The organism is Mesorhizobium amorphae CCNWGS0123 (assembly GCF_001686985.1).
In the GTDB taxonomy this organism is placed as follows: Bacteria; Pseudomonadota; Alphaproteobacteria; order Rhizobiales; family Rhizobiaceae; genus Mesorhizobium; species Mesorhizobium amorphae.
Map to the genome: position 1 here is coordinate 3,123,881 of NZ_CP015318.1, position 26,162 is coordinate 3,150,042.

24 protein-coding genes are annotated in these 26,162 nt (G+C 62.7%); 5 read left to right on the forward strand and 19 right to left on the reverse strand.

The window, feature by feature from the left end:
* Positions 1-14: 14 nt before the first annotated feature.
* From A6B35_RS14605 to A6B35_RS14620, 4 genes are all read right to left on the reverse strand, one after another.
* The gene (locus tag A6B35_RS14605; RefSeq protein ID WP_040582505.1) at positions 15-464 is read right to left on the reverse strand and encodes a CoA-binding protein; all 450 of its coding nucleotides are present in this window, start codon (positions 462-464) and stop codon (positions 15-17) included.
* Between the two features lie 5 nt (positions 465-469).
* Positions 470-841: a 2Fe-2S iron-sulfur cluster-binding protein gene (locus A6B35_RS14610; RefSeq protein ID WP_006201401.1), complete on the reverse strand. Its 372-nt coding sequence runs from the start codon at positions 839-841 to the stop codon at positions 470-472.
* Positions 838-2,193 carry a selenium-binding family protein gene (locus A6B35_RS14615; protein WP_006201402.1) on the reverse strand — a complete coding sequence of 452 codons (1,356 nt, stop codon included), beginning with the start codon at positions 2,191-2,193 and terminating at the stop codon, positions 838-840. Before A6B35_RS14615 ends, A6B35_RS14610 begins: the two co-directional genes overlap by 4 nt.
* A gap of 135 nt (positions 2,194-2,328) precedes the next feature.
* Positions 2,329-3,255 (reverse strand): DMT family transporter, encoded by a 927-nt coding sequence (locus tag A6B35_RS14620; RefSeq protein ID WP_006201404.1) that lies wholly within the window; start codon positions 3,253-3,255, stop codon positions 2,329-2,331.
* Positions 3,256-3,587: 332 nt separating this feature from the next.
* On the opposite strand from A6B35_RS14620, the gene A6B35_RS14625 reads away from it, so the two are divergent.
* Positions 3,588-5,120 carry an FAD-dependent oxidoreductase gene (locus A6B35_RS14625; RefSeq protein WP_040582507.1) on the forward strand — a complete coding sequence of 511 codons (1,533 nt, stop codon included), beginning with the start codon at positions 3,588-3,590 and terminating at the stop codon, positions 5,118-5,120.
* A 105-nt stretch (positions 5,121-5,225) separates the two neighbouring features.
* Here the strand turns inward: A6B35_RS14625 and A6B35_RS14630 are convergent, their stop codons facing one another.
* Entirely contained in the window at positions 5,226-7,202 is a 1,977-nt protein-coding gene (locus A6B35_RS14630; protein WP_006201406.1) for an acyltransferase family protein, read from the reverse strand.
* A gap of 533 nt (positions 7,203-7,735) precedes the next feature.
* Between A6B35_RS14630 and A6B35_RS14635 the strand changes: the two genes are divergently transcribed.
* On the forward strand, positions 7,736-8,089 hold the full coding sequence (locus A6B35_RS14635; RefSeq protein WP_006201407.1) for a cupin domain-containing protein: 354 nt from the start codon (positions 7,736-7,738) through the stop codon (positions 8,087-8,089).
* 201 nt (positions 8,090-8,290) lie between these two features.
* Here A6B35_RS14635 and A6B35_RS14640 read toward each other — a convergent pair whose 3' ends face one another.
* Both A6B35_RS14640 and A6B35_RS14645 read right to left on the reverse strand, forming a co-directional pair.
* Positions 8,291-8,584 carry a hypothetical protein gene (locus A6B35_RS14640; protein WP_006201408.1) on the reverse strand — a complete coding sequence of 98 codons (294 nt, stop codon included), beginning with the start codon at positions 8,582-8,584 and terminating at the stop codon, positions 8,291-8,293.
* A 525-nt stretch (positions 8,585-9,109) separates the two neighbouring features.
* Positions 9,110-9,418 (reverse strand): DUF1236 domain-containing protein, encoded by a 309-nt coding sequence (locus tag A6B35_RS14645; protein WP_006201409.1) that lies wholly within the window; start codon positions 9,416-9,418, stop codon positions 9,110-9,112.
* Between the two features lie 334 nt (positions 9,419-9,752).
* Between A6B35_RS14645 and A6B35_RS14650 the strand changes: the two genes are divergently transcribed.
* Positions 9,753-10,304: a group I truncated hemoglobin gene (locus A6B35_RS14650; RefSeq protein ID WP_006201410.1), complete on the forward strand. Its 552-nt coding sequence runs from the start codon at positions 9,753-9,755 to the stop codon at positions 10,302-10,304.
* A 598-nt stretch (positions 10,305-10,902) separates the two neighbouring features.
* Here the strand turns inward: A6B35_RS14650 and A6B35_RS14655 are convergent.
* The 4 genes from A6B35_RS14655 to A6B35_RS14670 form a co-directional block, all read right to left on the reverse strand.
* Entirely contained in the window at positions 10,903-11,268 is a 366-nt protein-coding gene (locus tag A6B35_RS14655) for a response regulator (protein ID WP_006201412.1), read from the reverse strand.
* A complete protein-coding gene (locus tag A6B35_RS14660) occupies positions 11,261-12,313 on the reverse strand; it encodes an HWE histidine kinase domain-containing protein (RefSeq protein WP_006201413.1) in 1,053 nt (350 codons plus the stop codon). Before A6B35_RS14660 ends, A6B35_RS14655 begins: the two co-directional genes overlap by 8 nt.
* Positions 12,314-12,491: 178 nt before the next feature.
* Positions 12,492-12,965 carry a BA14K family protein gene (locus A6B35_RS14665; protein ID WP_006201414.1) on the reverse strand — a complete coding sequence of 158 codons (474 nt, stop codon included), beginning with the start codon at positions 12,963-12,965 and terminating at the stop codon, positions 12,492-12,494.
* Positions 12,966-13,984: 1,019 nt separating this feature from the next.
* Positions 13,985-15,055 (reverse strand): sensor histidine kinase, encoded by a 1,071-nt coding sequence (locus A6B35_RS14670; RefSeq protein ID WP_006201416.1) that lies wholly within the window; start codon positions 15,053-15,055, stop codon positions 13,985-13,987.
* 683 nt (positions 15,056-15,738) lie between these two features.
* Here A6B35_RS14670 and A6B35_RS14675 point away from each other — a divergent pair.
* Positions 15,739-17,646 carry an AI-2E family transporter gene (locus A6B35_RS14675; RefSeq protein ID WP_006201417.1) on the forward strand — a complete coding sequence of 636 codons (1,908 nt, stop codon included), beginning with the start codon at positions 15,739-15,741 and terminating at the stop codon, positions 17,644-17,646.
* Between the two features lie 82 nt (positions 17,647-17,728).
* Here A6B35_RS14675 and A6B35_RS14680 read toward each other — a convergent pair whose 3' ends face one another.
* Positions 17,729-17,953 carry a hypothetical protein gene (locus A6B35_RS14680; protein WP_006201418.1) on the reverse strand — a complete coding sequence of 75 codons (225 nt, stop codon included), beginning with the start codon at positions 17,951-17,953 and terminating at the stop codon, positions 17,729-17,731.
* A gap of 47 nt (positions 17,954-18,000) precedes the next feature.
* Entirely contained in the window at positions 18,001-18,204 is a 204-nt protein-coding gene (locus A6B35_RS14685; RefSeq protein ID WP_006201419.1) for a hypothetical protein, read from the reverse strand.
* A 355-nt stretch (positions 18,205-18,559) separates the two neighbouring features.
* On the opposite strand from A6B35_RS14685, the gene A6B35_RS14690 reads away from it, so the two are divergent.
* On the forward strand, positions 18,560-19,495 hold the full coding sequence (locus A6B35_RS14690) for a hypothetical protein (protein ID WP_006201420.1): 936 nt from the start codon (positions 18,560-18,562) through the stop codon (positions 19,493-19,495).
* Positions 19,496-19,504: 9 nt separating this feature from the next.
* Here the strand turns inward: A6B35_RS14690 and A6B35_RS14695 are convergent, their stop codons facing one another.
* The 6 genes from A6B35_RS14695 to A6B35_RS14720 form a co-directional block, all read right to left on the reverse strand.
* Positions 19,505-20,437 carry a phosphatidate cytidylyltransferase gene (locus A6B35_RS14695; RefSeq protein ID WP_040582509.1) on the reverse strand — a complete coding sequence of 311 codons (933 nt, stop codon included), beginning with the start codon at positions 20,435-20,437 and terminating at the stop codon, positions 19,505-19,507.
* An 8-nt stretch (positions 20,438-20,445) separates the two neighbouring features.
* Complete coding sequence (locus A6B35_RS14700) at positions 20,446-21,114, reverse strand: lysophospholipid acyltransferase family protein (RefSeq protein WP_040582512.1); 669 nt, start codon at positions 21,112-21,114, stop codon at positions 20,446-20,448.
* Positions 21,115-21,122: 8 nt separating this feature from the next.
* Positions 21,123-21,557: a hypothetical protein gene (locus tag A6B35_RS14705; protein WP_006201423.1), complete on the reverse strand. Its 435-nt coding sequence runs from the start codon at positions 21,555-21,557 to the stop codon at positions 21,123-21,125.
* A 307-nt stretch (positions 21,558-21,864) separates the two neighbouring features.
* On the reverse strand, positions 21,865-23,205 hold the full coding sequence (locus A6B35_RS14710) for a phosphatase PAP2/dual specificity phosphatase family protein (RefSeq protein ID WP_006201424.1): 1,341 nt from the start codon (positions 23,203-23,205) through the stop codon (positions 21,865-21,867).
* 3 nt (positions 23,206-23,208) lie between these two features.
* A complete protein-coding gene (locus A6B35_RS14715; protein ID WP_167361621.1) occupies positions 23,209-24,996 on the reverse strand; it encodes a bifunctional alpha/beta hydrolase/class I SAM-dependent methyltransferase in 1,788 nt (595 codons plus the stop codon).
* Between the two features lie 20 nt (positions 24,997-25,016).
* Positions 25,017-25,616, reverse strand: a complete 600-nt coding sequence (locus A6B35_RS14720) for a CDP-alcohol phosphatidyltransferase family protein (protein WP_006201426.1) — start codon at positions 25,614-25,616, stop codon at positions 25,017-25,019.
* Between the last annotated feature and the right edge of the window lie 546 nt (positions 25,617-26,162).

Below are 26,162 nucleotides of genomic sequence, written 5' to 3' on the forward strand. Positions count from 1 at the left end.
TTGTGACCCTGCAATCATATTCCCAGGTGCAGCTTCGGCTTCCAGAAGGGGCGGAACAACTCGATCTTGGGACAGCGGTTCATCACCACTTTCAAGCCCGCTTCCTCCGCCAGCCGGGCGGCAGCGTCATCGCGCACCCCGATCTGACCCCACAGGACCTTGGCATTGATTGCGATGGCCTCTTGCGCAACCTCCAGCAGGTCTTCGGAGCGGCGAAAAACCTCAACCATATCGACAGGCCGATCGATGGCGGCCAGTGACGGGTAGACCTTGAGCCCTCGAATTTCCTCCAGACCGGAACTGGGGTTGACCGGGATCATGTCATAGCCGGTTTCGTGCAGCACCCTGAGAACGCCATAGGAAAACTTGGTCTTGTCGGGGCTCGCCCCCACCATGGCGATGGTTTTGACCGACTTCAGAATGTCTTGCAGATAAGCCTCCGAATAGGGCTCATCATGATTCATATGGGTCATTTCTTGTCTTCCAGCGGGGTCGCGATATCGGCTTTCAATTCATGCGCGGCCAGGGGGTCAAGGAAGGGGTTGCGATAGAGCTTGTCGTGGCTTTCGACGCCGACCTCCAGCGTGCAATCGCTCAGAGGGCGAGCGACGCAGAGGATTATGTAGCCATTGTTGATCTGGCGGTTGTTCAGCGCCCGCTGCGCCTTTTGATCGACGTTGCCGCTGATCATCTTGGCCGCACAGGTAATGCAGCCGCCATACTTGCAGCCATAGGGCAGGTCCACGCCCTGCTCGCGCAAGCTTTGCAAGAGGGGCTTGCGGCGGTCGACGTCAAAGGTCGCGCCGCCTTGATTGGCGAGAGTGATGGTGAAGCTGGTCATACCCAGATGTCGCTCGTGCAATCACCGCCGGGATAGCGGGTTTCGTGGCAGCGGCTTGGTCCATTTGGTTCCTTGCCAAAATCAACGACAAACAGCGGATCGATTTCCATGCCGCCGTTTTCCGTATCGCAATTGACCATCAGCATGCATCCGCCATTGGTGCGGATTTCCGGATAGAACTGATTGTCCCAGGTCGAGAAGAGCGAGGTCGTCACATAAAGGCGCTTGCCGTCGAGGCTGAGCTGTATCATCTGCGGCCCGCCAGTCACTTTCACGCCATTGACCTCGGGCGCACGGCCGAGTAGCCCGCCCATCCACACTTGTCCGGTGAGCTTGGCGTTGTGCGGGTCCGAGATGTCGTACTGGCGGATGTCGCCATGCAGCCAGTTGCACAGATAAAGGTATCTGTCGTCCATGCTGAGCAGAATGACCGAGATTACGCCCGGTATTGGTATCGGCCATTCGGGATACGGCTCATTGCCGACATCGACGATTTTTTCCCATTGCCAGTCACCCGCCGCGTCCTTCCACCAATGGATGATGTTTGCAGAAAGGGCCGCGCCGACAAAGCCGTGACTGCTGTCGGGATTATGATGGAAGCGCACTTCCAGTGGGATCAAGCCATCTTCACCGAGATAGAATGTTTGCTTTGGCTCCTTCTTTTCAAAATCCCACAAATGGATTTCCCGGCCATATTTCAGATGACCAACCTCTTCCAGGTCAAAGCCGGGCATGAAGGTATTGGGCGCGGCCCATTCAGAGCTGACCATTACGTTGTGTCGCGGCTGGTACCAGAAATCATAACCAAACTTGATGCTGCCCATGGAGTTTTCCCAACGGCCGACGATCTCGAACTCCTTGCTGAGCTGCAGATAACCGCCGGGGGCATTGCCTTGAGCGTCGCCAAGCATGGAAACGATGATGTCCGAGCCGAGGCAATGCACCGTGTGCGGTGCCGAAAGATTGGTCCTGGCTTTGATTTCAGCGCCGTCTATGACCTTGAACAGTGTCGGATTGCGCGGATCGGTACCGCAATCGACAATATGCAGATTGGACGAGCGCACACCCGGCACAATCAGATATTTGCGCTCCATGCTCGCATCGCCATGGCACGACGAACAGGCATTCCAGCCCGAGTGATGAAGCTCATCGCCGATACCCGGCATTTGCAAACGGGAAATCACCTGGCTGTAGGTCGAGCTCTGCGGGTCGACATCGATGGTGCACAGATAGTCCGGCTTCTGAATGCCCGTACCGGTGTAGATGGCAATCGTATAGAGCAGCTTTTCACGAGGTGCCGTCATCGCCTCGGCTGGCGAAGCATAGCCCGGTCCACAGCAATGATTGGTCATGGGTACTTCCCTTTGAACAGATCACTGGCCAGCCCCAGGGGGCAAGCTGAATGTTAGTGCATGCTTGCCGTTGGCGCTACGGCCGCGGCGGCCGGTGGAGAGCGCACCGTACAACTCGGAGACAGAGCGCCTTCCTCAAATTGCTGCCTCGATCGGCTCGGCAAGCTTCGGGTTTGCGCGCGCGGCGATCAGGCAGCCGGCGACGATCAGGCTTGCTCCTGCCAGCGTGGTCCAGGCTGCCGCCTCGCCGAAGAAGAACCAGCCAAGTGCGATCGCCCAGATGAAGGCCGAGTATTCCGTCGGGATCAGATATTGCGCTTCGGCGCGGGCGTAGGACCAAGTCATCAGGAATTGGCCGCTAAGCGACAGGACCGTCACGCCGGCCAGCGGAAGCCAGAGATTGGTCGGCAAGGCGACGGCGAGCCACGGTGCGGCGCAGCCGAGGACGATTGCAATGGCAAGGCTCTGGAAGAACATGATCTCGATTGGCTTGGCCAACAGCGCCTGTTGCCGGGCGAGGACCAGATTGTAGCCGTAGAACATCGTCGACATAAGCACCGCCGCCGTGCCAAGCAGCGCATCCTGCGAATAGCTTTCCTGCCCGAACTGGCCGGCCATTATGATCGCGACGCCCGCGATGCCGGCCATCGATGCCCAGATGGCCTGCCGCCGGATTCGTTCGCCGAGCAACAGCGCGGCCAGGAAAAGCGCGAACAAGGGCGCGACGAAGCTAAGCCCGATCGCCTCCGCGAGCGGCAGCCTCGCAAGACCCCAGAAGAATGATAGCAGAACAATACAGATGACCGCGGCACGCAGCGCATGCAGCCTCAGCACCGAAACGGTTGGCTGCGAGCGCGGCCCTGCCGACCAGCCTGCGCCCGCGACGACAGTGGCGAGCATGCTGCGCCACAGCACCGTATTGTAGACGCCTATGGCGATAACCAGGGTCTTCATCGCTGCATCCATCACCGACAGCAGGAAGATCGCCAGCGCGCATACAAGCACCGGGATCATCGGGGAAACGGCGCCTGTCTGGCTGGATATCTTCACGGCTTCGCTCATGTGACGGAATGCAGCCGATATCGCAGAGCAAGCGGCGGAGCCAGATGGCAGCTCCCTCGATATGGCGGTCCAATGCGGGCCAGCGGCAGCATCGTGCCCGGAAGATGTCCTGGGAGCGCGCCGGCGTTTCATCGTGGCGGCTGGCTGGATGGCGGAAAATTGAGGTCTGCAGGCTGTCAACTGGCAACGAATGATGTGGCTGAACGTTTGGCAGAAGCGGCATCGAGAACCCGATGGCGCGCTGGCCGGAAGACAAGTCCGAGGTTGGCGAACTCCGGAGGATTTCCCGCTTCTTGGCCGTGCAGGCGATAGGATCGCCAGGGGAGAAGGCAATGGCTGAAGGTCATACCAAACCAAGCGGGCCGGATCTGGTGCAGGGCATCCCTTTCTCCGATCTTCCCGATGGCGGAAAGCTGTTAGGTCACTGCGGGGATGAACAGGTGCTGCTGGTGCGCCGTGGGACCGAGGTTTTTGCCATCGCGGCGACCTGCACGCATTACGGCGGGCCGCTCGTCGACGGTCTTGTGGTGGACGATACCGTTCGGTGTCCCTGGCATCACGCATGCTTCGATCTGCGCACGGGCGAGGCCCTGCGCGCGCCTGCCTTCAATCAACTCGCCTGCTGGTCGGTGGAACTGCGCGATAACAGGATATTCATTGGCGAGAAGCGCAAGCGGACGGCACCGATGCCGCGCGGTGGCAGCTCCGCCCAGGTTCCCGAGAAGATCGTCATTGTCGGCGGCGGCGCGGCCGGGTTCGCAGCTGCCGAAAGACTGCGGCGCGAACACTATCAAGGCAGCATCGTCATGGTCAGCAACGACGCAGCGCCGCCGGTTGATCGCCCCAATCTTTCCAAGGACTACCTCGCCGGCAAGGCACCGGAGGACTGGGTTCCACTTCGCGGACAAAGCTTTTACGCGAAGAACGGTATCGACCTGCGTCTCGATGCGACTGTCGCCAGCATCGATGCACGCTCTGGCGAGGTTGTACTCGCCGATGGAGGGCGGGCTCCGTTCGACAAGCTGCTGCTTGCGACAGGAGCCGAACCGGTCCGCCTGACCATACCCGGCGCCGACCAGCCACACGTCCACACGCTGCGCTCGTTTGCCGATTGCAAGGCGATCATCGCACAAGCCACGACTGCACGCCGCGCGATCGTCCTTGGCGCCAGTTTCATTGGCCTGGAAGTTGCCGCGGCCCTGCGCTCGCGCGATATCGAAGTTCATGTCGTGGCGCCGGACAAGCGGCCCATGGAGCGGGTCCTGGGTCCGCAAATGGGCGACTTCATCCGTTCTCTCCATGAGGAGCATGGCGTGGTGTTCCATCTCGAGGACACCGCGAGTGGCATCGACGGCAGCACGGTGAAACTCAACAGCGGCCAAACATTGCCGGCGGACCTAATTGTCGCCGGCATCGGCGTGAAACCGCGGACGGGGCTTGCCGAACAGGCTGGGCTTAGCCTCGATCGCGGTGTCGTGGTGAACGCCTTTCTGGAAACGAGTGCACCGGGGATTTTTGCGGCCGGCGACATTGCGCGCTGGCCAGATACTCACAGTGGCGAGAACATTCGGGTCGAGCATTGGATCGTTGCCGAAAGGCAGGGGCAGACAGCGGCGCTCAACATGCTCGGCCATCGCGAGAAATTCGTCGCCGTGCCGTTCTTCTGGAGCCAGCATTACGACGTTCCCATCAACTATGTCGGCCATGCCGAACAATGGGACGAGATCGCGGTCGATGGAGACATTGGTGCCAAGGACTGTCTTGTGCGCTTCAAGCGCGAAGGGCGCACACTGGCGGTCGCTTCGATCTTCCGCGACGTCGAGAGCCTGGAGGCCGAGCTGGAAATGGAGCGTCACATGACCTGACGGAGCGATCCGCGAAGACTTCCGTCACGGCCGCACATCGCGCGATCCGAACGACTGGGAGCGATGAGGCATCGCCCCGCGTCCGGATAGGATCGCTGGAAGCCTCTACCTCTGCGCCACCACTTGTCTGAACACTGCCTTCTCCACCTCCGGCTCCAGCGATTCCGCAAACGGCGTCGCGAGATGATGCCGGTCGCGGTAGGCGATCTTGCCGTTGATGTACACGTGGCAAATGGTGGCGTCGCAGAATCGATCGGTCATGTCGATGTAGCTGGCGTTGGGGACGCTGCGTACGATCTCGCGCTCCACCGCGGCCGCCGCGTCATTGGCGGCGTCGGTCCGCTTCTGGTCGCAGAGCGAGGGCGCTTCGCCCCGCCACAGTGCTCTGGCCACGCAGGTGTCGACATGCTCTTCGTTGAACGGCACGTCGCGGATGAAGGCGACTTTCAGCCCGGCCTGGCTGAACGCTGAAAGCGTCGCTCGCAGGCCGTCGCGCCACTGGGCGTCCTGGTCGGCCGGGATCTTGGCGTCGGGTGACATCTTGCGCGAACTCGCCAGCGCGATCTCCGAGATCACCACCAGGCTCGGCCGCGCCGCGATGATCTCCTTGATCGACTGCGCGCGCCATTGATCGCACTCGGTGTAGTCGCGCTTCAGCTTGGTCACCCACACGGTCAGCCGCGAGGCCCGGCAGGACGATTTGAGCCAGGTGACCACCTTGGCGTCGTTCTTCCTGGCCGCTGCGATCAGTGGCGTCGACCAGTGGTCGGCATGCGAATCGCCGAACAGGGCGATCGTGCGCGGCGCGGCCTTGTCGCCGAACTCGCAGGGCTTTGGCGTCACCGTTTCGTAGTCGAGCACGCAGCCGACCTTGGCGCGCGCAGTGGAGGGGCGCGCCGCACTCTCGGCGATGCTGCGCTGCACCGGGTCGAGGTCGCTGACGGCGAGCCGCGCATTGGCATAAGCGGCTGCGACGCCGGTGCCGGTCAGGAGGACGGCCGGCACCAGCGCCCGCGCCGCACTGGCCATAAGCCAGCCATTGCGGCGGATCGGGTTCTCGATGACATGATAGGTGAAGAGGGACAGCGCCAAGGTCAGTGCCATGCAGCCAACGCGTTGCAGCGGCGTCAGATCGGGCACCAGCATCGACGCATAGACGATCACCGGCCAGTGCCATAGATAGAGCGAATAGGACAGCTTGCCGATCCATTGCAGCGGCGGCAGCGCCAGCGCGGCACTCGGGCCGCTGCTGGCGCGCAGCTCGGCATTGGCGGCACCGGCCAGCAGCAGCATCACCGTGCCGGCCACCGGCGCCAGCGCCATGAAGCCGGGGAAGGGTGCTTCCTCGGTGAAGCTGAGATAGGCGCCGGCGATCAGCGCCAGACCCAGCCACGCCAGCGGCGCGCCGAGCTGCGGGCGCGCGCGCCAGAAACGCGCCGGCACCATGGTGGCGAGACCGCCGGCGGCGAACTCCCAGGCGCGCAGCGGCGAGAAATAGAACGCCCAGGGCTGCGCCACCGTGGTCAGCCAGGCGCAGACGGCGAAAGAGACGAGGCCAACGAGGCCGATCACCAGCATCGCCGCGCGCTTGCCGGGGGCGAGCCATGCCGCCAGCATCAGCAACGCCGGCCAGGCCAGATAGAACTGCTCCTCCACCGACAGCGACCAGAAATGGATGAAGGGGTTGCTGGTCGCATCCGCGGCGAAATAGTCGAACGACCAGCGGATCAGCCACAGATTGATCATGTAGGCCGAGGCGAACATGGCGCCCTTGGAATAGAGCGACTGCTCTTCCGGCGACAGCACGAAGGCGCCGGCCACCAGCGTGGCGAGGATGACGAACAGCGATGCCGGCAGCAGCCGCCGCGCGCGTCGCGCATAGAAGCGCCAGAGGTTCAGCCGCCCGGTCTCGGTGATCTCGGTGAGCAGATGTTTTGTGATCAGATAGCCGGAGATGACGAAGAAGATGTCGACGCCGGTGAAGCCGCCGGAGAGCGACGTAAGGCCGAAATGAAAGGCGATCACGCCCGCCACCGCCACGGCGCGCAAGCCTTCGATATCAGGCCGGAACGATGCTGACACGATTGTTGGACCTCGTGTTGGTGCATGACCCCGAACCGATGGTCCGCACCGGCGAGAAACAGCTCGCCGGGGATCACACGTGCTGCAGCGCCTCCGCGCGCATCGAACGCGCGGCACCACAGCCGTTGACAGCCCACCCGTGTCAAAGACTCGCGCCTATGGCCCGATACCGCAATGCAACATATTTAACGCAGTGCAACATAAGTGGAGGTTAGCTCCCTTCTCCCCGTTCACGGGGAGAAGGTGCCGGCAGGCGGATGAGGGGCAGCGCCGACGCTTGTCGTAGTGGTGCTCCGCCTCGATCGATGCTTGCTCGATTCGAGAACAACGAGATCTGCGGACAGCAAGGCTGGGCGAGCGCTGCGCCGCCCCTCATCTGGCTGGCGCCATCTTCTCCCCGTAGACGGGGAGAAGGACGCTCTGGCCGCCGATTTCGCCAATCTCCAACATTTGCGGTCGGCCGTCGCGTTGCCCGCGCCCGCCGCATCGGCTATGCACCCGCCAGCCAATGCCGGCGCAAACGGAGCCCGACCATGACCGACACCACCATCCTCAAATTCGGCGCCGTCGACAATGCCGAGGCCGGCGACCTTGCGGGCTGGGTGGTGGTCGAGGGCAAGCCGACGATGAAGACCGCCGTCCAGCACACCACCGCCGACGGCAAGGTGATGTCCGGCACCTGGCAGGCGACGCCGGGCACCTACCACGCCACCTACACCGACTACGAGTTCGTGCACATGATCGCGGGCCGTATCATCATCACCCCGGACGGGGGTGCGCCGGTCGAGGTCGGTCCGGGCGATGCCTTCGTCGTCGAGGCCGATTTCAAGGGCACCTGGAAGATCATCGAGCCGGTGACCAAGCATTTCGTCGTCAGGGTCGACTGATCCGCGGCCGCGCATGTAAGGCTATCCGGCGGATCCCAAGCCTGACACGTCCAAGTCCTATGTGATGTGGGCGGGTACGCCCTACACACATCTCATGATCCCGGTAAAGTAACTGAGACAGAGCGCCCCGCCGAGTACTCCTCAATCCCAAAAAAATGGCGGGCATCTCTGCCCGCCATTTCCATTGGCAAGAGCCGGTGGCTAGTTTGCGCCGCCCAGCTGCTTGGTCATCTTGCAGAAATCGTCGTGCGCCTTGGCAATGGCCTCGTCGCCGCAGTCCTTCGTCATGCCGGCGCGATCCTCTTCCTTCATCGCCAGCCATGCGACCTTGAATTCTTCTGCCGGTCTCATGGTCTTCATGCCGGCATCGGTGAAGAAGGGCGTCATCTTCGCCGGATCGTCGAGCGCCGAGGTTCCGGTGCTGCCGCCCGCAAGGGCTGCGCCGCTCATCATCGTAAGCGCCATCGCGCCCATGCAAAGCATCTTGATGTTCATGATCAATTCCTCTTGTTGCTTTTCAGATCGTCAAACGACCAGGGGAGGAACGGGTCGTTTGCAAAAGGGTTCCAAATACTTTTCAATACAGAGTATGATATTTTCAGAGGTTGCCGATTGAGAAAAATTTTTTCTATTGTAACCCATTGGTTCGGTTGGCGAGCCGCTGCTGCCCGCCGTCGACCAGCAGCTTTCCAAGTCGAACCGTAAGCGCGAGTTTGCCTGGTCGCTGCTGCAGAAGATGCCAACTGGTGGAGGCCCGGCGCCCTGAATCTGGGCGGCGCAACGCCGGCCATTTCGGGCACCCATCTGTTCTATCGGATCAGGATCGAGGCCATCTCCGGACGGCAGGCATTTCAGTAGATGCTGTGCCTCGGTAGCACCCAGTGCGGCCGGGCAGAGGGCGCAAAAAAACCCGCTTTCCAGGGGGGCTTTGGAAGCGGGCTCTTTAACGACCAAACGCTTGGGGCGTTCGATGTGTCTCTCAACACATCAACGAGGCGTTTGTTCCATTCGCGGCATGGATTAGTCGATGACCTGCACGATCCTGCGTGTATCCGGGTCAACCAGCACCGTACGATCTTGAACGACGACGTACTTGTATTTCACGTCGGGCACGTCGATCGTATGAAGTTCAACCGTGTCGGGCAGAGGCGAACCGACATTGAGTTCCACGCCGAGCAGGCTGACCGACGCAAGCTTCTGCTTGTGCACGTATTCGCGTATGACGGTCTGCTGTTCGGGAGCAATCACGATGACGTCCTCTGCAACGGCCGCACCAATACCGGCGACCAGAACAAACCCGGCGGCGGCAGCGATAAGATAATTCTTCATTATAAACTCCTGTGAGCTTCGCCTTTGGATCGTCGCGGGCGACTGGCTTGATAGTCCCGTTATGGCGAGCCCATGGAGCTAACTCGGGCCGCTGCCTATCGTTCCCATCAGCTCCGTCTAAATGGTCAGCCCGCTCGGATAGTACGGTGGCGCCATGCACGAATCTTCGCCCATGCCGAAGGTTCGCATGTTGATGGTGGGAATGCCGTCAATCGGAATAATTTGGCTGGGAGGCTCGTTAATTCCTCAGACGATGGCGGATTAAGACTCTGCCTTCATTGAAGCCGCCAGACAGGCCGCGGCTTGTTCTGGCCCAACTCGGAGGGAACCAGAGATGAAAACGGCTGTTTCGACCTCTTTCACAAGACGCATCGTCGTCGCAGGGCTGGCAGTGACCGCCGCGACGACGGCTGTATTGGCGGCGGAGAACGCGCACGCGCAGGACGAGCAATCCACGCCTGAGAAAAGTCTGTACGAACGCCTGGGTGGCGTCTTCGCCATCGCAGCGGTAGTGGATCACTTCAGCGACGCCGTCGTGAAGAATCCCATCGTCGGCCAGAAGTCCAAGAACGCCCAACTGCGGAAATGGCACACCAAGAACCTGGAAAGGCTGCCCGGCCTCAAGTTCATGCGCACGCTGTGGGTCTGCGAGGTTTCTGGTGGACCCTTCAAGTTCACGGCCACCAAGCCTGGCACGACGCCGCTCGGCCTCGAGGAGGCGCACCGGGACCTGCGGATATCTCCCGCGGAATTCGATGAGGTCGCAGCGGAACTCGGACGGACCCTGGACCACTTCAAGGTTCCGAAGGCCGAGAAAACCGAGGTCCTGGCAGCCTTCGCCGCCCACAAGGACGAGGTCACCGCCGGCTACGTCAAGAAGGGCTGAAGTCCCCTGTGTTTCCGCGTTCCAGGGGTAGGGTCATGAGGAACGATCGGACGGATGATTCCGGTCGCGAGAGATTTTCCAGGAGGCAACAAAAACCCGCGCTCTGACGGAGGGCGCGGGCCAATCGGGCGGAGTGCGGGAACGAAGAGATCCCGGACTCGTCGATGATCTTCGCGGTTTAGTACCAGCGTCCACGGCCGTAGTAGCCGCCGCCGCCTAGCAGAATGACGATAAGAACTATGACCAGTATTGTGGTGATATCCATATAGGCCATGCGCCTCCTGTGAGCGTGATTTATGCCCGTCCTAACTGATCGGTCTAACGCAAACCGAAAAAGCTGAGTATCAATAGTACGATAACTACGGCTCCGACCAGCCAAATAATGCTATTCATAACGGCCTCCCTTTACCTCGAGATGCCATGGCGAAAACTATTGTCAATAGACGCAACGACTGTGCAGCGTTTTTGTTCCACCACGTTGAATTTATAGTTCGGCAGAGTGCCGACAGTCGGTTTCCAGGACGGAGCTACCCGATTCTGAGAGGATGTGGGCCAATCAGCACCGTCTGAAGCCGCGCTGATCATTCCCCGGAGCTTCTCAAGGAGAAAGAAGGCGCTCGAGTTTGCTGCTGAGCTCGTCAAAGCTGAACGGTTTGCGAAGGACGGCACGGTTGCTGAAGCCTTCGCGCATGTCGCGACCGCTGTTACCAGTCGAATAGATGAAGGGCACACCGCGCTCGGCAAGCGCGTCGGCCACGGCATTGCTGTCGTCGCCGTCGAGATTCATGTCCAGCATGGCGGCATCGAAAACCTGCGCTTCGATCAGGGCGATCGCCTTTTCGATCGTTGCGGCTGAGGTCACGGACTCGCATCCAAGATCGCCCAGCATGTCCTCAATCATCATCAGGACCAGAATTTCATCCTCGACAACGAGGATGCGGCGGCCAGAAAGCAGTTTATCCATCACGAGTTCCCGATACCGGAATGTTCATCGTGCAGATCAACCCGTCCGGGCGATAGTCGAGTTGCACAGTGCCTTCGAGCTCGTGGGTCAGGCCGCGCTCGATCACGCGCGAACCGAATCCCTTTCGCAACGGCGGCGTAACCTTCGGCCCGTCCTTCTCTTGCCATGACAGGACCAGTCGGCGGCCCTCCGATGTCGGCTCGATCGTCCAGTCGATCCGGATCGAGCCCTTGTCATTGGAAAACGCACCATACTTCACGGCGTTGGTCGCAAGTTCGTTGAACGCGATGCCAAGTGCCAGGGCTGCCCTTGTCGAGAGGCGGATGTTCTCACCGGCAATCACCAGGCGCTCCGCCCGACCGTCGGTGACGCCGAACGGTTCCAGGGCATCGTGGAGGACATCGAGCAACCCGGCGCTGTGCCAGTTTTCGCGCGTCAGCAGGTTGTGCGACCGGGAAAGCGCAAACAGCCGGGACTCGACGGCCTCGCGGATCACCTTTGGATCGGAATTCGCTCGCGATGCCTGCCAGACGATCGACTGCACCGTTGCAAGCATGTTCTTCACGCGATGGTTCAATTCGTCGATGAGCATCCGCGATTGTGCCTGCTCCTCCTTGTGTCTGGTGAGATCGACGAAGGAGGTAAAATACTGGACGATGGCGCCGCTCCTGTCGCGGACAGGATTGGCGAAAAGGGCCGCCCAGAATTCGCTGCCATCCTTGCGCCGGTAAAGGATCTCCGTGCTCGCCTCCGAATTGGCTTCGAACTCCGCCTTGATACGTTTCAGCGCCCCGGCGTCGGCGCCGTCCGCCATCAGGAAATTGAAGGGCTGACCGAGGACCTCTTCCCTGTCGTATCCGGTCAGGGCGAGGAAGGCGTCATTGGCAAAAATGATCGGATTGCCGGGCTCCTTTGCATCGGCAAAAACCATGGCCATTCGCGTTGTCTCGGCGGCAACAACGAACGGGCCAAGGTCGTGCTGAAAGCCCTCGACTTCGGCTTCGGCGTCCTTCTGCTGTTCGGACTTGTCAGGCATCTTGACCATTGATCCCGCCGTTGGTGCAAGCCATTCGACAGCGTATCTTGCCCAAGGCCTCCGCGCTACAGGCCGAGAGACTGGTGGAATGTAGTCAAGGCGCAGTCACCAAGAACCCCGCGCGAAGGCGCGGGGGTCCACATGGATTGAAAAGCCCGCGCCGTCGCCAGCGCGGGCTCGTACTTTGTCAGTAGGGCGAATTGCACTGCCGACGACGGCCGTAATTGGGCTGGAACGTGTTGTCCGAGGCGCGGTAGGATCTGTACCGGTCGTAGCACCACTCCACATGGGCATCACCGCCGCGATAGACACGGTTCTGGTTGTTGTTGATGATCGCACTGGTGATCAGCGCGCCGGTGGCGAAGGCCGCCAGCGGGAACCAGTAGTCGCCATGACGGCGATAGCCGCGATGGTAGTCACGATAGCCGCGATGGCCATTCCAGTAGGCGCCATCATTTTGCGCAAAATTTTGCGAGAAATTGCGATTGCGGTTGACGCTCCGGTGCTTCCTCCACGGCTTGTGGTCGATCGCCTGCACATCAGACGAGGCGGAAGGCGCTTGCGGCTGGGATATCCCGGCAGCGCCGGCAGGCCCAGCAGCGGTGGCCGCGAACGATCCTGACAATGTGGCCGCCAGCAAACCCGATACGATCTTGTTCATTTTTCCTCCTTGAAGGGTGGTTGACGTCCCTATGGATTTAAAACGATTTAACCGCATTATGGTTCCGCCCGCTGGAAGGGCCGCGCCAGCAATATCAGATCGCCTTTCGAAAGTTCGAGGCCAAAAGGAAGCCCACCGGCTTTGACACCGATGGGCTGCGCTTCATCGCTGAAGCAGTACTAGAGCGGCGAGTGTATCAGCCGCCGCTGGCCGGTGCAGCCGGGGCTGGTGCTGGTTCGGCAGGCGCCGGTGCTGGTTCGGCAGGCGCGGGAGCCGGTGCGGCAGGCGCCGGTTCAGCCGGAGCGCTTGCAGCCGGAGCGGGTGCAGCCGGAGCGGGTGCGGCAGGCGCTTGGGCCGCAGGCGCATCAACCTTCACGTTGACGTCACCTCCGCCGCCCCCAGGCATGTGGACGATACCCGTGGCAAACAGCAATACGACTATTGCGACGATTGCCACGATGACGGCGATAGCTGTGGTGCCACCTCCGCCTCCGCCTGAATTGATAACAGTTGGGCCATCAGCCATAATTTATCTCCTTTTCAGATTACAAAGAATCCAAGCGTTTCAGACGCAAGACCAAAATAGCGGTGCGACTATCACCGTAAATGCTTCTGCCCAGGAGCTTTCCCCAAGAATCGCTCGAAGATAAACGGACGACATCGGCTTCCGTTCCTTGAAGGGACGGCTGGCCAAAGAAGTTCCATTGCGAAGGTCTTCCTGAGGATGCTTCATACAGGCTTTGATGCTAGCTCGACAGGCTTGTCGCCGGGTGCCCGGCCGCTCAACCAAGGACGAGTGCAGCCAGTAGAACCGTAAGGACAAGCGACAGCGGAACGGCAAGAAGACAGGCCGCCTCCAAGGTGTTGGCTTGCCAAGAGTTCATCGGGGCCTCCCGTTTGGTTTCCTTTCCAAACGGGCAGCGCGGCCCGATAGTTCCGAACACTCAGGCGCTCGACACGGGGAAGCGGCAGCGGATTGGTTCCAGGGGTGGCTGAGCAGGCCCGGATGGCGCGGAAGGCTACGCCGCCCGCGGAATGCGCGAGATGAATGTCGCCCTGGTCACAGACACGCTGGTGCCGTCGGTGTCGCTGATGACCTCGATCTTGGCCTCCAACTGCTTGACCAGCGCCTCGACGATGGCTGTTCCGAGGCCCACGCTCGGCACTTCGCCGGCCGCCTTGCCCGCGCCATTGTCCGAGACCGTCAGCTTCCAGTCGCTGCCGTCGGTCTCGTAGGTTACCTGGATCAGCGCCTTGGCCTTCTCCCGGGGGAAGGCATATTTGATGGCGTTGAGGACGAGTTCGGTGACGATCAGGCCGAGGCTCACTGCCTTCTGCGAGTCTATCCTGCCGCCTTGCGCCGTGACGTTGACCTTGATCGGCTGGTCCTCACCGACCATCGACGAGGCCAGGCTGCCGCACAACTTCGACAAATAGGACACGACGTCGATCTCCTCCATGCCGGCCGAGGTGTGGAGATGACGCTGCACTTCGGCCACCGACAGCACCCGTTGATGGGCGTCCTTGAGGTGCTGGCGGGTTTCCTCGGAGGTGACCGAGCGGGCCTTCAGCAGCAAAATGCTGGCGATGATCTGCAGGCTGTTGGCAACCCTGTGCTCCATCTCGCGCAGCAGCACATCCTTCTGCCGCAGCAGGTCTTCGGTGCGGGCGAGAAGCTCTTCCTTTTCCTTCTCGATGGAACGGCGGGCGGTGATGTCGTTGAAGGCAAGCAGGATGGTGACGGCCGAACTGTGGTCGTAGAGCACCTTTCGCGCGTTGAGCAGCATCGTGCGTTGGCCGATATTGGGGAAGTCATGTTCGACCTCGAAGCCGTCCATCGCGGTCTTTTCGGGGATGATCGTCTCCAAAAGCAGGCGCAGTGCCGGAATGTCCCACTGGCCATCGCCCAGCGCATAGAGCAGCGAGCCGTGCGTCTGCTCCGGATCGACCTTGAAGGTCTCATAGAAGGAGCGGCTGGCCGCCAGCACGCGAAACTGTTCGTCGAGCACGAGGAAAGGTTCGACGATCGTATTGACGATGGCCTGCGCCAGCGTCTGCGCGTCATCGATGTTGGCGATGGGATGAAACAAGGCTTAAAGCCGATCTGGAGGCGTTTTTCGCCTCCTCTCAAGGGCTATCATTACACCGTTGCCGGCTTCGTGTCGCGAATTGAATCGGGCCGACAGTGCCAGCCTGCCTTTCCCTCCTGGGGGCGAGCAGCCGGGTCAGGTCATGGCGTTGTTGCAGAGACCGCGGCGAACGTGGTGTGTCCCCAACATGTTCCCTTGCCGGGTTTCGGTCTGATCCTGCTATCGGACCTAAGTCTGAGTGCCGCGCGAAAAGGTCTGCAGTGTCATATCGCCCGGAACCTTGGGGCCCAGTACTCGTTCCCAGAAGCAAGTTTTCAGGAGGAAAAGATGGATGAGAGCGTCGGTCAAGATCGCTGGCTATTGGCGTCAGTTTTTGGGTATGTATAACGATTGGGGTCTTCTTTAGCTGATCTATGAAGATGCGTCTTAAGTATGGGTTAGATGCACCGGTATCTACGCAGCAACGTCCCTTCCTGTGTCGATAGGGTTTGCCCGCGACCCGCCCCGGGTGGCGGGCGAAGCCTTGTGAGGCAGCACTATCCTGTGGAACGCAAACGTTGCGCGCCGACTAAATATACCCGATCATGACCTTGGCAGGGTGGAGGCATCAAGTGACGACCAGTCGTCGAGACCCGTCGGGCCCCGGGCTGGGGAGCATTCTTTCCGCTGCCACGGCCCCGCGCATGTCATTGCCCACCGTCGCGACTGTCGTGGCGGCGATCGCCGCCCTGTATTTCGGCCGCGAGGTTTTCCTGCCGATCGCCATCGCGCTGCTGCTGACCTTTGCGCTTGCCCCGGTCGTTTCCGCCCTCAAACGAATAGGCCTTCCTCGCACCCCTGCTGTCATCGTCAGTGTGCTCAGCGCATTCGCGGCACTCGCCTTGTTATCCTTCATTGTCGCATCGCAGGTCAGCGAACTGGCGCAGAACATCCCAGTTTACCAGACAAACATCCTGACCAAGGTCCGCGCGCTCAAGGAGACCGGCGTCGGCGGCGGCATCGTTTCCAGATTGAGCAGCGTGGTCGAGCGCATCGGCCAGGAGATCGAGCGCCAGGAGCCGCAGCTGCCATCCGCTGCCGAGGCACCGAAACGCGAGCCCCTGCCAGTCGAGATCGTCGCCCGCGAAAGGCCGCTCGAAGTGCTGCAGAACCTGGTCGGCCCGCTGATCAGCCCGCTGGCTTCGGCCGGCCTGATCATCATCGTCGTCATCTTCATGCTGCTGGAGCGGGAGGATCTGCGCGACCGCTTCATCCGCCTTGTCGGCTATGGCGACCTTCACCGCACCACGCAGGCGCTGCAGGATGCCGGCACCAGGGTCGGCCAGTATCTGCTCATGCAGCTGGTGGTGAATATCGTCTACGCCATACCCATTACGATCGGGCTGTGGATCCTCGGCATTCCCAATGCGCTCTTGTGGGGCCTGCTGGCGCTGGCGCTGCGCTTCGTTCCCTATATCGGCCCGATCATCGGCGCGCTGCTGCCGCTGTTCCTGGCGCTGGCGGTGGCGCCCGGCTGGTCGCTGCTGCTATGGACGGCCGGGCTGTTCGTGGTCATGGAGATGCTCACCGGCAATGTCATCGAACCCTGGCTCTATGGCTCGCGCACCGGGCTGTCGCCGCTCGCCATCATCGTCGCGGCGATCTTCTGGACCTGGCTCTGGGGGCCGCTCGGCCTGGTCCTGTCGACGCCGCTCACCGTCTGTCTGGTCGTGCTCGGCCGGCACGTGCCGCAGTTCGAATTCCTCGACGTCCTTTTCGGCAACGAGCCGGTGCTCGAGCCGCATGCCCGGCTCTACCAGCGGCTGTTGGCGGGCGATCCTGACGAAGCCACCGACCATGCCGAGGAAATGCTGGAAGAGAAATATCTGGTCGACTTCTACGACAAGGTCGCCATCCCGGCCTTGCTGCTTGGCGAGCAGGATCGTGTCCGTGGCGTCATGGACGAGCAGCAGCGGCAGCAGGTGGCGGCCAGCGCGCTGACGCTCGTCGCCAATCTCGACGACAGCGCACGCGAGGAAGCGGAAGAGGACGATGAGCCGGCCGTGGCCGACGAGACCGCTGCGAACGGGGGCAAAGACGCCGCCGGCGAGGCCGAGGCCGAACTGCCCGACGGCACCGGCATGTCGGTGCTGTGTGCCGGCGGGCGCGGCGAACTCGACGATGCCGCCGCCGCCATGCTGGCGCAGGTGTTGGAAGTCCAGGGCGCCACCGTGTCGAAGGCAAGCTTTGTCGACATGGAGGCCGTAGGCATTCGTCGCCTCGAACTCGATGCCGTCGACAGCGTCGTGGTCGGCTTCCTCAACCGCAACTCCGTCAAGCACGCCCGTTTCCTGGTGCGTCGGCTGAAGCGCGTCAGGCCGGCGCTGCGGGTCGGCATCGTGTTCTGGTCGGAGGCCGGCAACAACGACAGACAATCCGCCGAAGCGCTGGCCGGCGATCTCAACGCCGATTTCGTCGCCTATGGCATGGTCGACGCCGTGCTGGGCGCGCTGACCGACGCGCCGCCGGTCAAGCTCAAGCTCGCCGCGAAGCGTCGCCTGCGGCGACGCCCGCCCGCCCGCAAGAAGGCGGCGCTCGCGGTAGCCGGCTGAACCCGCGGCGACGAGGCTGCAGGCCTAGTCGTCGTCGCGCGCGGGCCATTGGATCCGGGCGTCACGGCCAGCAGAAAGCGACCTATTGGAAATTGAGGTACAGCGCCGGCGGATACTGCGATCCGTCCGTAGCCGGCGCCGCCTTTGCGTCGGCAGGCGTGATCCCGCCCGTCGGTGTGTTGTCGAGCGGCGGCCGGCTTTCTTCGATCGCGGGCGCTGTCGTGTCGGTGACTGGCATCTTTGTCTTGGCCTCCACCGCCTGCGACAGTGCAAGCACGACGAAAAGTGCGGATAGTGCGCGTTTCATGAGATTCCCCTTCCTGTATCCACGACTCCTGGTGCCGGGTGCCGAATTCATTCCTTGAAACCGGCGGCGTCGAGCAGGGCGACCTGCTTTCCGTCGATGTAGAAGCGTATCGAATGCGCGTCGCCGTCGACTTCGATGCGCGTCGGCTGGATGGCTGGCGTCGGCTTGACGTATGTCGCTGCCGCGCGTGAGCTGATCCCCGCAGCTGCTCGCGATGGTCCGGTCGGCCCGAAGGTCAGGAACAGCGCCATTGCGGCGCATCCAGCCGCAGCCGCGATAAAGGGGATTGTGGGAGAAGCAGTCCGGGACATCGATCCGTTCCTTTCTTGTTGAGGTGCCGTGAAGCTCAGTTTCGCCGATTGCTCCAACTGAGTGTCACGGGTTCGACGAAGGAAGGGATAGCGTGCTTGCCCGCGCAAATGCGAGTTTGATGACGGTTCCCCTTGCCCTCGATCAGCTTAGCGCTGGCCATGGCACCGAACAGGTCGGATGTGCGGAACTCCGTGGAATTCTTTGGAATTCCACGGATATTAGCATGTGGAAAAATACGGCGGCAGGAATTGGCCGTGCGTGTTATGCCTGCAGCGGGCATTGAGGGGCAGTTGAATGGCACAGCATATCGCGCAGAAGCTGCGCCTCACATCTGCATTGCTCGGGACCGTCAGCCGCAAGGATCTGGCGGCGGCATTCCGGCGCGTCAATCCGAAGACGGCCTTCGATCTCGGCCGCGCCGACAAATGGCTGCAGGGCCGCGCCCAGCCGCGCGATCACAGCGTCTATGACGATTGGGCCAAGCTCTTGCGGCTGGCACAATCAGGCGTCTGGATCGCCGAGAGTGACCTGGCGAGCTTCACCGCCGAAATCTGCGCCCAGCACGGCGTCGACAGAGCGGAGCTGGAGCGGCACGCAGGCGCTCAGTTCGAGACCTCGTCCACCCACGAAGAGCGCAGCCTCGCCTTCGCGCTCGCCGGAACCTACGCCTGTTATTCGCGCGCCTGGTCGCCCTACTATCGCGGCCACTTCATCAAGGGCATCCTGTCGATCGAGGGAGGGCCTGGCCTGCATGGCCTGACTGCCACCTATCGCGAGGCCTTGCCGACCGGCCAGCTGGTGCTTGGCGGCCCGGTCACGCCGGCCAAGCGCGGCCTCTACGTGCATCTGAAGGAAGTCGGCGGCGATGCCCAGTTCTTCCTCAGCCTGTTCCCGCAGTCGAAGCCGGGAAGCGTGCTTGGCGGCTATATGTGCGGCACCGCCATCATCGGCCCGGAGGCGCAGCCGTCGCTGACAAGGATCCTCGTCGTGCATGTGCGCGACCTGGCGCCCGGCGCCGCTTCGTGGGGCGGATACCTGCTGCCCGACCAGTCAATCACTAGGGATCTGGCATTGCTCGGCATGGCAATAGAGCAGCCGGAGTTGGTCGACCGGCAGCTCACGCGGTTCCTGGTTGGGGGCAGCGACGGCGGCGTCCACCAGATCCCGCCGACCGAGTTCCGCGCCATCCTCGATGTGTTCGACCGCCATTGGCTGAGCCACGCGGGCTAGGGTCGCCCTTCACGCCGACCAGAAATAGCGCACGGTGTGAAAGAACACCGGGGCAGCGAAGACCAGGCTGTCGGCGCGGTCCATCATGCCGCCATGGCCTTCGATCAGATGGCCCCAGTCCTTCACGCCCTGGTCGCGCTTGATGGCCGAGGCGACAAGTCCGCCGAGAAATCCCATCAGGCAGGCAACGAGGGCGACGGCCGCCGCCTGCAGCGGCGAGAACGGCGTCAGGAAGGACAGCAGCGCTCCGAGCAGGCTCGATGCCGCCAGCCCGCCGACCAGCCCTTCCCAGGTCTTCGACGGCGAGACGGACGGCGACAGCAGGTGCTTTCCGAACAGCTTGCCGAAAATGTATTGCAGCACGTCGCTGCCTTGCACGGTGATGATCAGGAAGGCGATGAGCAGCAGGTTGCGGCCCTCGAAGCCGGGCACGTTGAGCGTCAACAGCGCCGGCACATGGCTGACGCAGTAGACCGAGATCATGACCGCCCATTGCTGCGCCGCGACGCGCTCGAGGAAGCGCTCGGTGTCGCCGTTGAGCGCGGTGATCGCCGGCATCAGGAGGAAGCAGTAGACCGGGATGAAGATGGTGAAGAGCCCGTACCAGGCGGTCCACACCAGCCAGTACTGGAACGGGATGATGATGCCGAACATGCCGAGCAGCACCCAATGGTCGCTGCGCCGGCTGTGCGTCAGCGTCACGAATTCGCGCAGTGCCGCAAACGAGATCAGCGCGAACAGGATGGTCATGCCGGTGCGGCCGAAGAAGAACGCGACGGTGATCGCCACCACCATCACCCACCAGGCGTTGATGCGCTGGGTGAGGTTGACCAGCGTCGAGGACAGCGGCTTCGGCGCCCGCCACGACAGGATGCCGGCGACGAGGCTGGCCGTGGTCAACACGCCGACCAGGCCGATCACCAGGATCATGGTTTCATGCATCGGTGGCATCAGTCATCTCGATCCGGGCGGGGGTTGAGCGCAAGCAGCGTCTGGCGGGCGCGCTCGAGGAAGGCGCGCCGGTCCTCGCCGGGCGCGATGGATACCGCGGGGCCGAAGACGACGCGGCACAGAAGCGGCACCGGCAGGAACTGGCCCTTGGGCAGCACGCGCGACATGTTCTCGATCCAGCACGGGATCAACTCGACCTCAGGCCGCGCCATCGACAGATTATAGAGGCCTGAGCGGAATGGCAGCAGTGGCTGGTCTGTCGTGTTGCGGGTGCCCTCGGGGAACAGGATCAGCGAGTGGCCCTGGTCGAGCACGGAGAGCATGATCGAGATCGGGTTCTGCGCCTCGTCGGTCCACTGCCGGTGGATCAGCACCGACGACAGCATGTCCTCGGCGATGTAGCGGCGCAGCCGCGACTTGCCCCAGTATTCCGCCGCCGCCACCGCATGGGTGCGGGCGCGCACCTTTTCGCTGAGGCAGGCCGACAACAGGATGAAGTCGCCATGGCTGGCATGGTTGGCGAAGTAGATGCGCTGCCGCTCCGAGGGCTGGCTGCCGTTCCAGATCGGCCGCACCCCGGTCACCACCCAGGCCAGCGCCGACAGGCCGACCGAGGTCACCGTCTGCAGCAGGGTAAATGTGTTGGCGCGGAGGTGGAGTTTGGTCATCGAAGGGCTCATAGGAATGCCGCCACCAGCGACACCGCCGCAAACAGGGCGAAGGCGAGGCGCTGCTTCATCAGCAGGCGGCGCGTGCCTGCCATGCGCTGGTCGAGCGAGCGAGTGGCGGCAGGCGCGGGCTTGAGCCGCATGCGCGCCAGCACGTCGTCGATCGTCGCACCGCCGGCTGCTTCATTGTCGTGGCTGGCCATCAGCCGGAACAGCAGCGCGTCGAACAGGATGAGCATGGAGAAGGCGAGGGTAGCCAGGGCGCCCACCGCCGCCACGAACCAGGCCGCCGCCGACAGCGGCGTCGCCTGCGGCCCGGCCGCAAGCCCGATGACAGGCGTGGCAAGCATGCAGGCCGCGATCAGCAGCAGCGGCCACGCCACCTGCACCATCAGCCCGGCAGCGAAGGCGCCGGCTTTGTCCTGGAAGGCGCTGCCGCTCATGCCGGAACAATCACGTCAGGTTTGGTGCAGCCCCTCACCATTTCCGGGCGTTTGCGCGGCTCCTCATCCGCCTGCCGGAGCCTTCTCCCCGTATGGTGACGGGGAGAAGGGACTGGCTGCGGCCTTGGCGCTACCTCAGCACTATTGATGATTGGCGAAACCGTCGAGGAGTGCGTCCCTCTCCCCGTCACCATACGGGGAGAGGATGCAGGCAGGCAGGTGAGGGGCAGTACAGACATCAACAATTGCTCGCCTTCCCATAAGGACGCGCCAGCGCTCATCAACGTAAAGCCATTGCCCCGTTCGCTCATGCCGGTTCGTCCACCCTTGCATGAATGTGCACTGGACGGCCGGATGCCGCGAGCACCTTCCGCGCTTGTGCTGCCGTGTGCGACCGGCCGGTGGCGACCAGCCATTCGGCGACGACACCGGCGCTACGCTGGAAGCCGAGCGCGCAGCAGACCAGCACTGTGCCGTGCCTGCGTGCCGCTTCGATCGCCGGCACGGCTTCGGCAAGCCTGTCCGCAGGCGGCGCCACAAGGTCAAGCATGGCAAGGCTGGTCCAGCGGCAGGAGGTGCCGCGCGGCCGTTCCAGTTCGGCAGCAAGGTCGATCACCGTGCCGAAGCTGTTGGCTTCGCTGGCGGTCGGAAAACGGCCGAGGAACACGCCGTCGGTGACCGCCACATGCGCCGGCAGTTTTCGTGTCCACATCCACTGATTGATCCGGGCACCGAGCCGGTATGGCGAGAGCACGATGCGGCTGGCCAGCGGCACAGTGCCGTCGGCGGCTTTCTGGAACACTTTGACCCCGGCCCCGGCATAGGCGAAGGCGACGATGGCCAGCGCCAAGGCCGGCCACAACAGGATCAGCGCGACAGGCGAGGCGAAGGCGCCGGCAGCCGCGCCCGCCAGCGCCAGAGCCGCGCCCAGCGCATAGAACCGCGCCAGCCGCCTGGCTTTCGGGTCGGTTGTCAGGCGAAAGCCGGAAAAGGGCAATTCGCCCTTGGCCGGGAAAAGCCACAGCGCAAAAAAACCGAGCAGTGCGCCGGTCGGGATGTCGATGAAATGGTGCTGCCACGTCGTCAGCACCGAGGCGCCGATCAGGAAACACCAGACGTGCCAGACGACACCGGTAATGCCGCTCAGTCGCTGCCGCCAGTGGTCCCAGATGATCACCAGCAGCGCGATGTGCAGCGATGGCGCCTGGTTGAACGGTTTGTCGAAGCCGCCGAGCACCGCAAACAGGAAACCGGGCAGCCCTGAGGTTTCCGGCCGCACGAAGGTCGCCTTCAGCGGGAACAGGATGAAGCAGGTCACCGCGACGGCTTGCGCCGTGAGATAGCGGCCGGCGAGGCGGTCGACACCGTTCTTCGTATCGTTGAGCAGCAGCGACAGGCCGTAAAACAGATTGATCGACCAATAGGGCACGATCGTCCAGGCCATGAACGGGATGTCGCGCTCCCACGCAAAGACGATGCTGCCGACATCGTCGCGCCGCGACGCCAGCCAGTTGGCAAAGCCGTAGGTCGAGTAGAACAGCGGCGCCAGCAGCATCAGCCAAAGCGCGGCCCTGAGCAGGATGGCGCTGAAGCGATCTTTCGGCCGCTCGGCCGCAATGGGGGCAAGGTCTGCGGCAGGCACGGCCATGCTCTAGACGCGCCGCGCGACCGAGACGGTGAAGATGCCCCACTGGTCGATGCGCTGGTCGATCTTCTCGAAGCCGGCAACCGCCACCAGCTGGTCCATCTCGCCCTGCGTGCGCCGCCGCATCACCCAGGCCTGGCCGCCGCGATGCGAGGTCAGGCTGCGCGCAATCATCTCCAGCTGCGGGTGCCAGGGCTGGTTGGTGTAGATCAGCAGGCCACCGGGCTGCATGGCGCTGGCCAGTCCGCCCAGCGAGCGCGCGATCATAGCATTGTCGGCAAACAGCTCGTAGAGCCCGGAGACGATGGCGAGATCGGGCGCCGGCTTCAGGGCGCCTAGCATCTTTGCGTCGAAGGCGTCGGCCTTGCGGAAAGAGACGCTGGTCGGCAAATTCCGGTCGGCGATCAGCTTCGAGCCCAACCCGACATTGATGTCGGAATAATCTTGCAGCCGCACGCTCGCCGGCGGCTCGGCGCATTTGGCGATGGCATCGAGCACATAGCGGCCATGGCCGGCGGCGATGTCGACTATGTGCGCGGGACGGCCGGCCGCCTTCAGCGCCGCGACAGCGTTGCCGATCAATTCTTCCAGGTGAAGCTTGCGCTGGCGGATGCCGCGCCAGCCGATGGCGTCGAGGAAGGTGCGGTCGACCATGCGGGCGACGAAGCCGATGCCCCGCGCCTCGTTCTCGTAGACATAGTCCAGCGTCGAGCCGGAATCGAAGCCGGTGGCGATGCCCGTCTTCATGCCGGGCGACAGCCAGGCGCCCATGCGGATCGAGGCGCGGCTCATGGCCCAGTAGAGGCCCTTGGGCGACAGCAGCGGCAGCGGCGAGGCAAGGTGGTCGGCCTCGTCGCGCGTGTAGCCGGTACGGTCGGCGCCGGTCAGGTCTATCGCCTTCTCCGGCGTCGCGAACTGCTTTTCCAGGAACGGCCGGATCAGGTCGAGCGCCATCTTGCGGTCGCGCTCGCCCAGCGTGTCGTGGAAGAAGCCGGGCAGCACATGCCGCTCCTTGGCGAGGCTCGCCAGGTTGACGAAGAACTCGTGCTGCGGCCCGTGACGTACCACCCAGTCGGCTCCGGAGATCAGGAGCTGCGTCGGCACTGTGATGGCGCGGGCATCGGAAACGATGCGCGCGGCATGGGCATAAAGCTCGACCAGAATGTTGGAGGCGATCGGCCGTGTGATCAGCGGATCGGCCTCAAAGGAGGCGATGCGCTCGGCATCATGGGTGAGCAATTTCGCCTTGACGTAGGAATTGACGAAGAAGCGGCCCTTGAGCTTCTGCCAGAGTGCGATGCCTTCCTTGGCGAAGGGCACGTAGAGCTTGACGGAAAAGGCCGGCGAGGCCGCCACCATCGCGCGGATGTCGGGCGCATAGTCATGCACCCAGGCGGCAGTGAGCACGGCGCCGAACGATTGCGCGATCAGCGCGATGTCGCGCTGGCCAAACCCGTCCCTGCCGATCTCGCGCACGAAACAGTCGATGTCGCGCACAAGTGCGGCGAAGGACGGCGCATAGCCGCGTTCGCCGGCCGAGCGGCCATTGCCGCGCGCGTCCCAGGCGTAGAAGGCGTAGTCGGGCATGGCCAGTTCATCGACCAGATGCGCCATGCGGCCGCCATGTTCGTGGCCGCGATGGAACAGGAGGATGGCGCCCTTGGCGGATTCCCCGACGGCCGGCCAGTAGCGGTAGAAGATCTCGGTGCCGTCATGGCTCTTGAAGGTCCGCTCCTCGGCCACGCGCTTCTCGTCGGCGACAGTGGCGGCGGTAATGTTCTGTTCGTGAAGCATGGCGGTTCCTTCGAGGCTGGTCATAGGTCGCCTCTAAGGCCGCTGCGTATCCGGTTGATGGCGGTCGCAAGCGACAGTGTAGCCATGGCCGGAAACACAAAGGGTGTAAGGACTTGCAGCCAAAGCCCGCAGGCGATGAGGAAGCCAATGATGCCGAGCGCCAGGGCCCGGTCGCTCTTGCCGAACGGGCCGGCATAGTTGCGGCTCGTGCCGGCCGCGACGCCGAGCACGCCGGCATATTCCGCGATGATCGCGGCAATCGCAAAGGCGACGACGCCCCAGACAGGAAAGGCGATGGCGAAGGCGAGGATCAATGCCAGGTCCGAAACAACGTCGCAGAGTTCGTTGAGATACATGCCGAGCCTGGAGGCCTGCCCATGCTCCCGGGCGAGCATGCCGTCGATGGCGTTCAGCGCCATGCGTGCGAATAGCACCGCCGGCATCAAGAGGAACACCCCGCGATGATCGGCAGACGCGGCGACCGCCGCGCCGGTGGCGATCGAGAGTGCGGCAGCGAGAAGCGTGATCTGGTTGGCGGTGACGCCGGTTCTTGCCAGCCAGTCGGCAAGCGGCCTCAACCTCGCCTGGAAGGCTGGTTTCAACGCATAGAGCGTCGGCATCTGCGATTCCCCAACCCGTGCCTCAATCCGGCGAAGATGATCAATCGGCGGACAAGACGCAAGGGCGAAGGAGTGCACCATATTTTAGCATATGCTTGACAAAGCGAGCGCCACGGGATCACTTTCGCTGATCGCTTCTGGCAGAGGGGATGCCGATGAAAAAGGCCTACAGCAAGCCGACGCTTAGCCGGCGCGAAAAGCTGTCCGTGGTGACGGCAGGCGCGCCCGTTTCAGACGCCAACCCGAAGGCTTGATCCAGGCCAAAGCTTGATCCAGGCTTGAGTTTCCCGCGAGGGAGAGGCTGGCCAGGAGCGGGCGGTACACTTGCAAGTGCCCGCCCGTCCGGCGCCGCCGCCAATGCTGTTGAAACCCCGTCCGTCCCCAACAGCCACGGTTATGGCGTGACCCGTAGTTGTGCGAATATCCATTGGCGGTGCCGCCTGTCAACGCCGCCTGGGTGGGGCTGAAAGAGAGGATTTTCAGTCTTCGGGCAGGCGCTTGGAGCACCGCTCGATCACGCTATTGCCGGCATGAAAAGACCTCGGG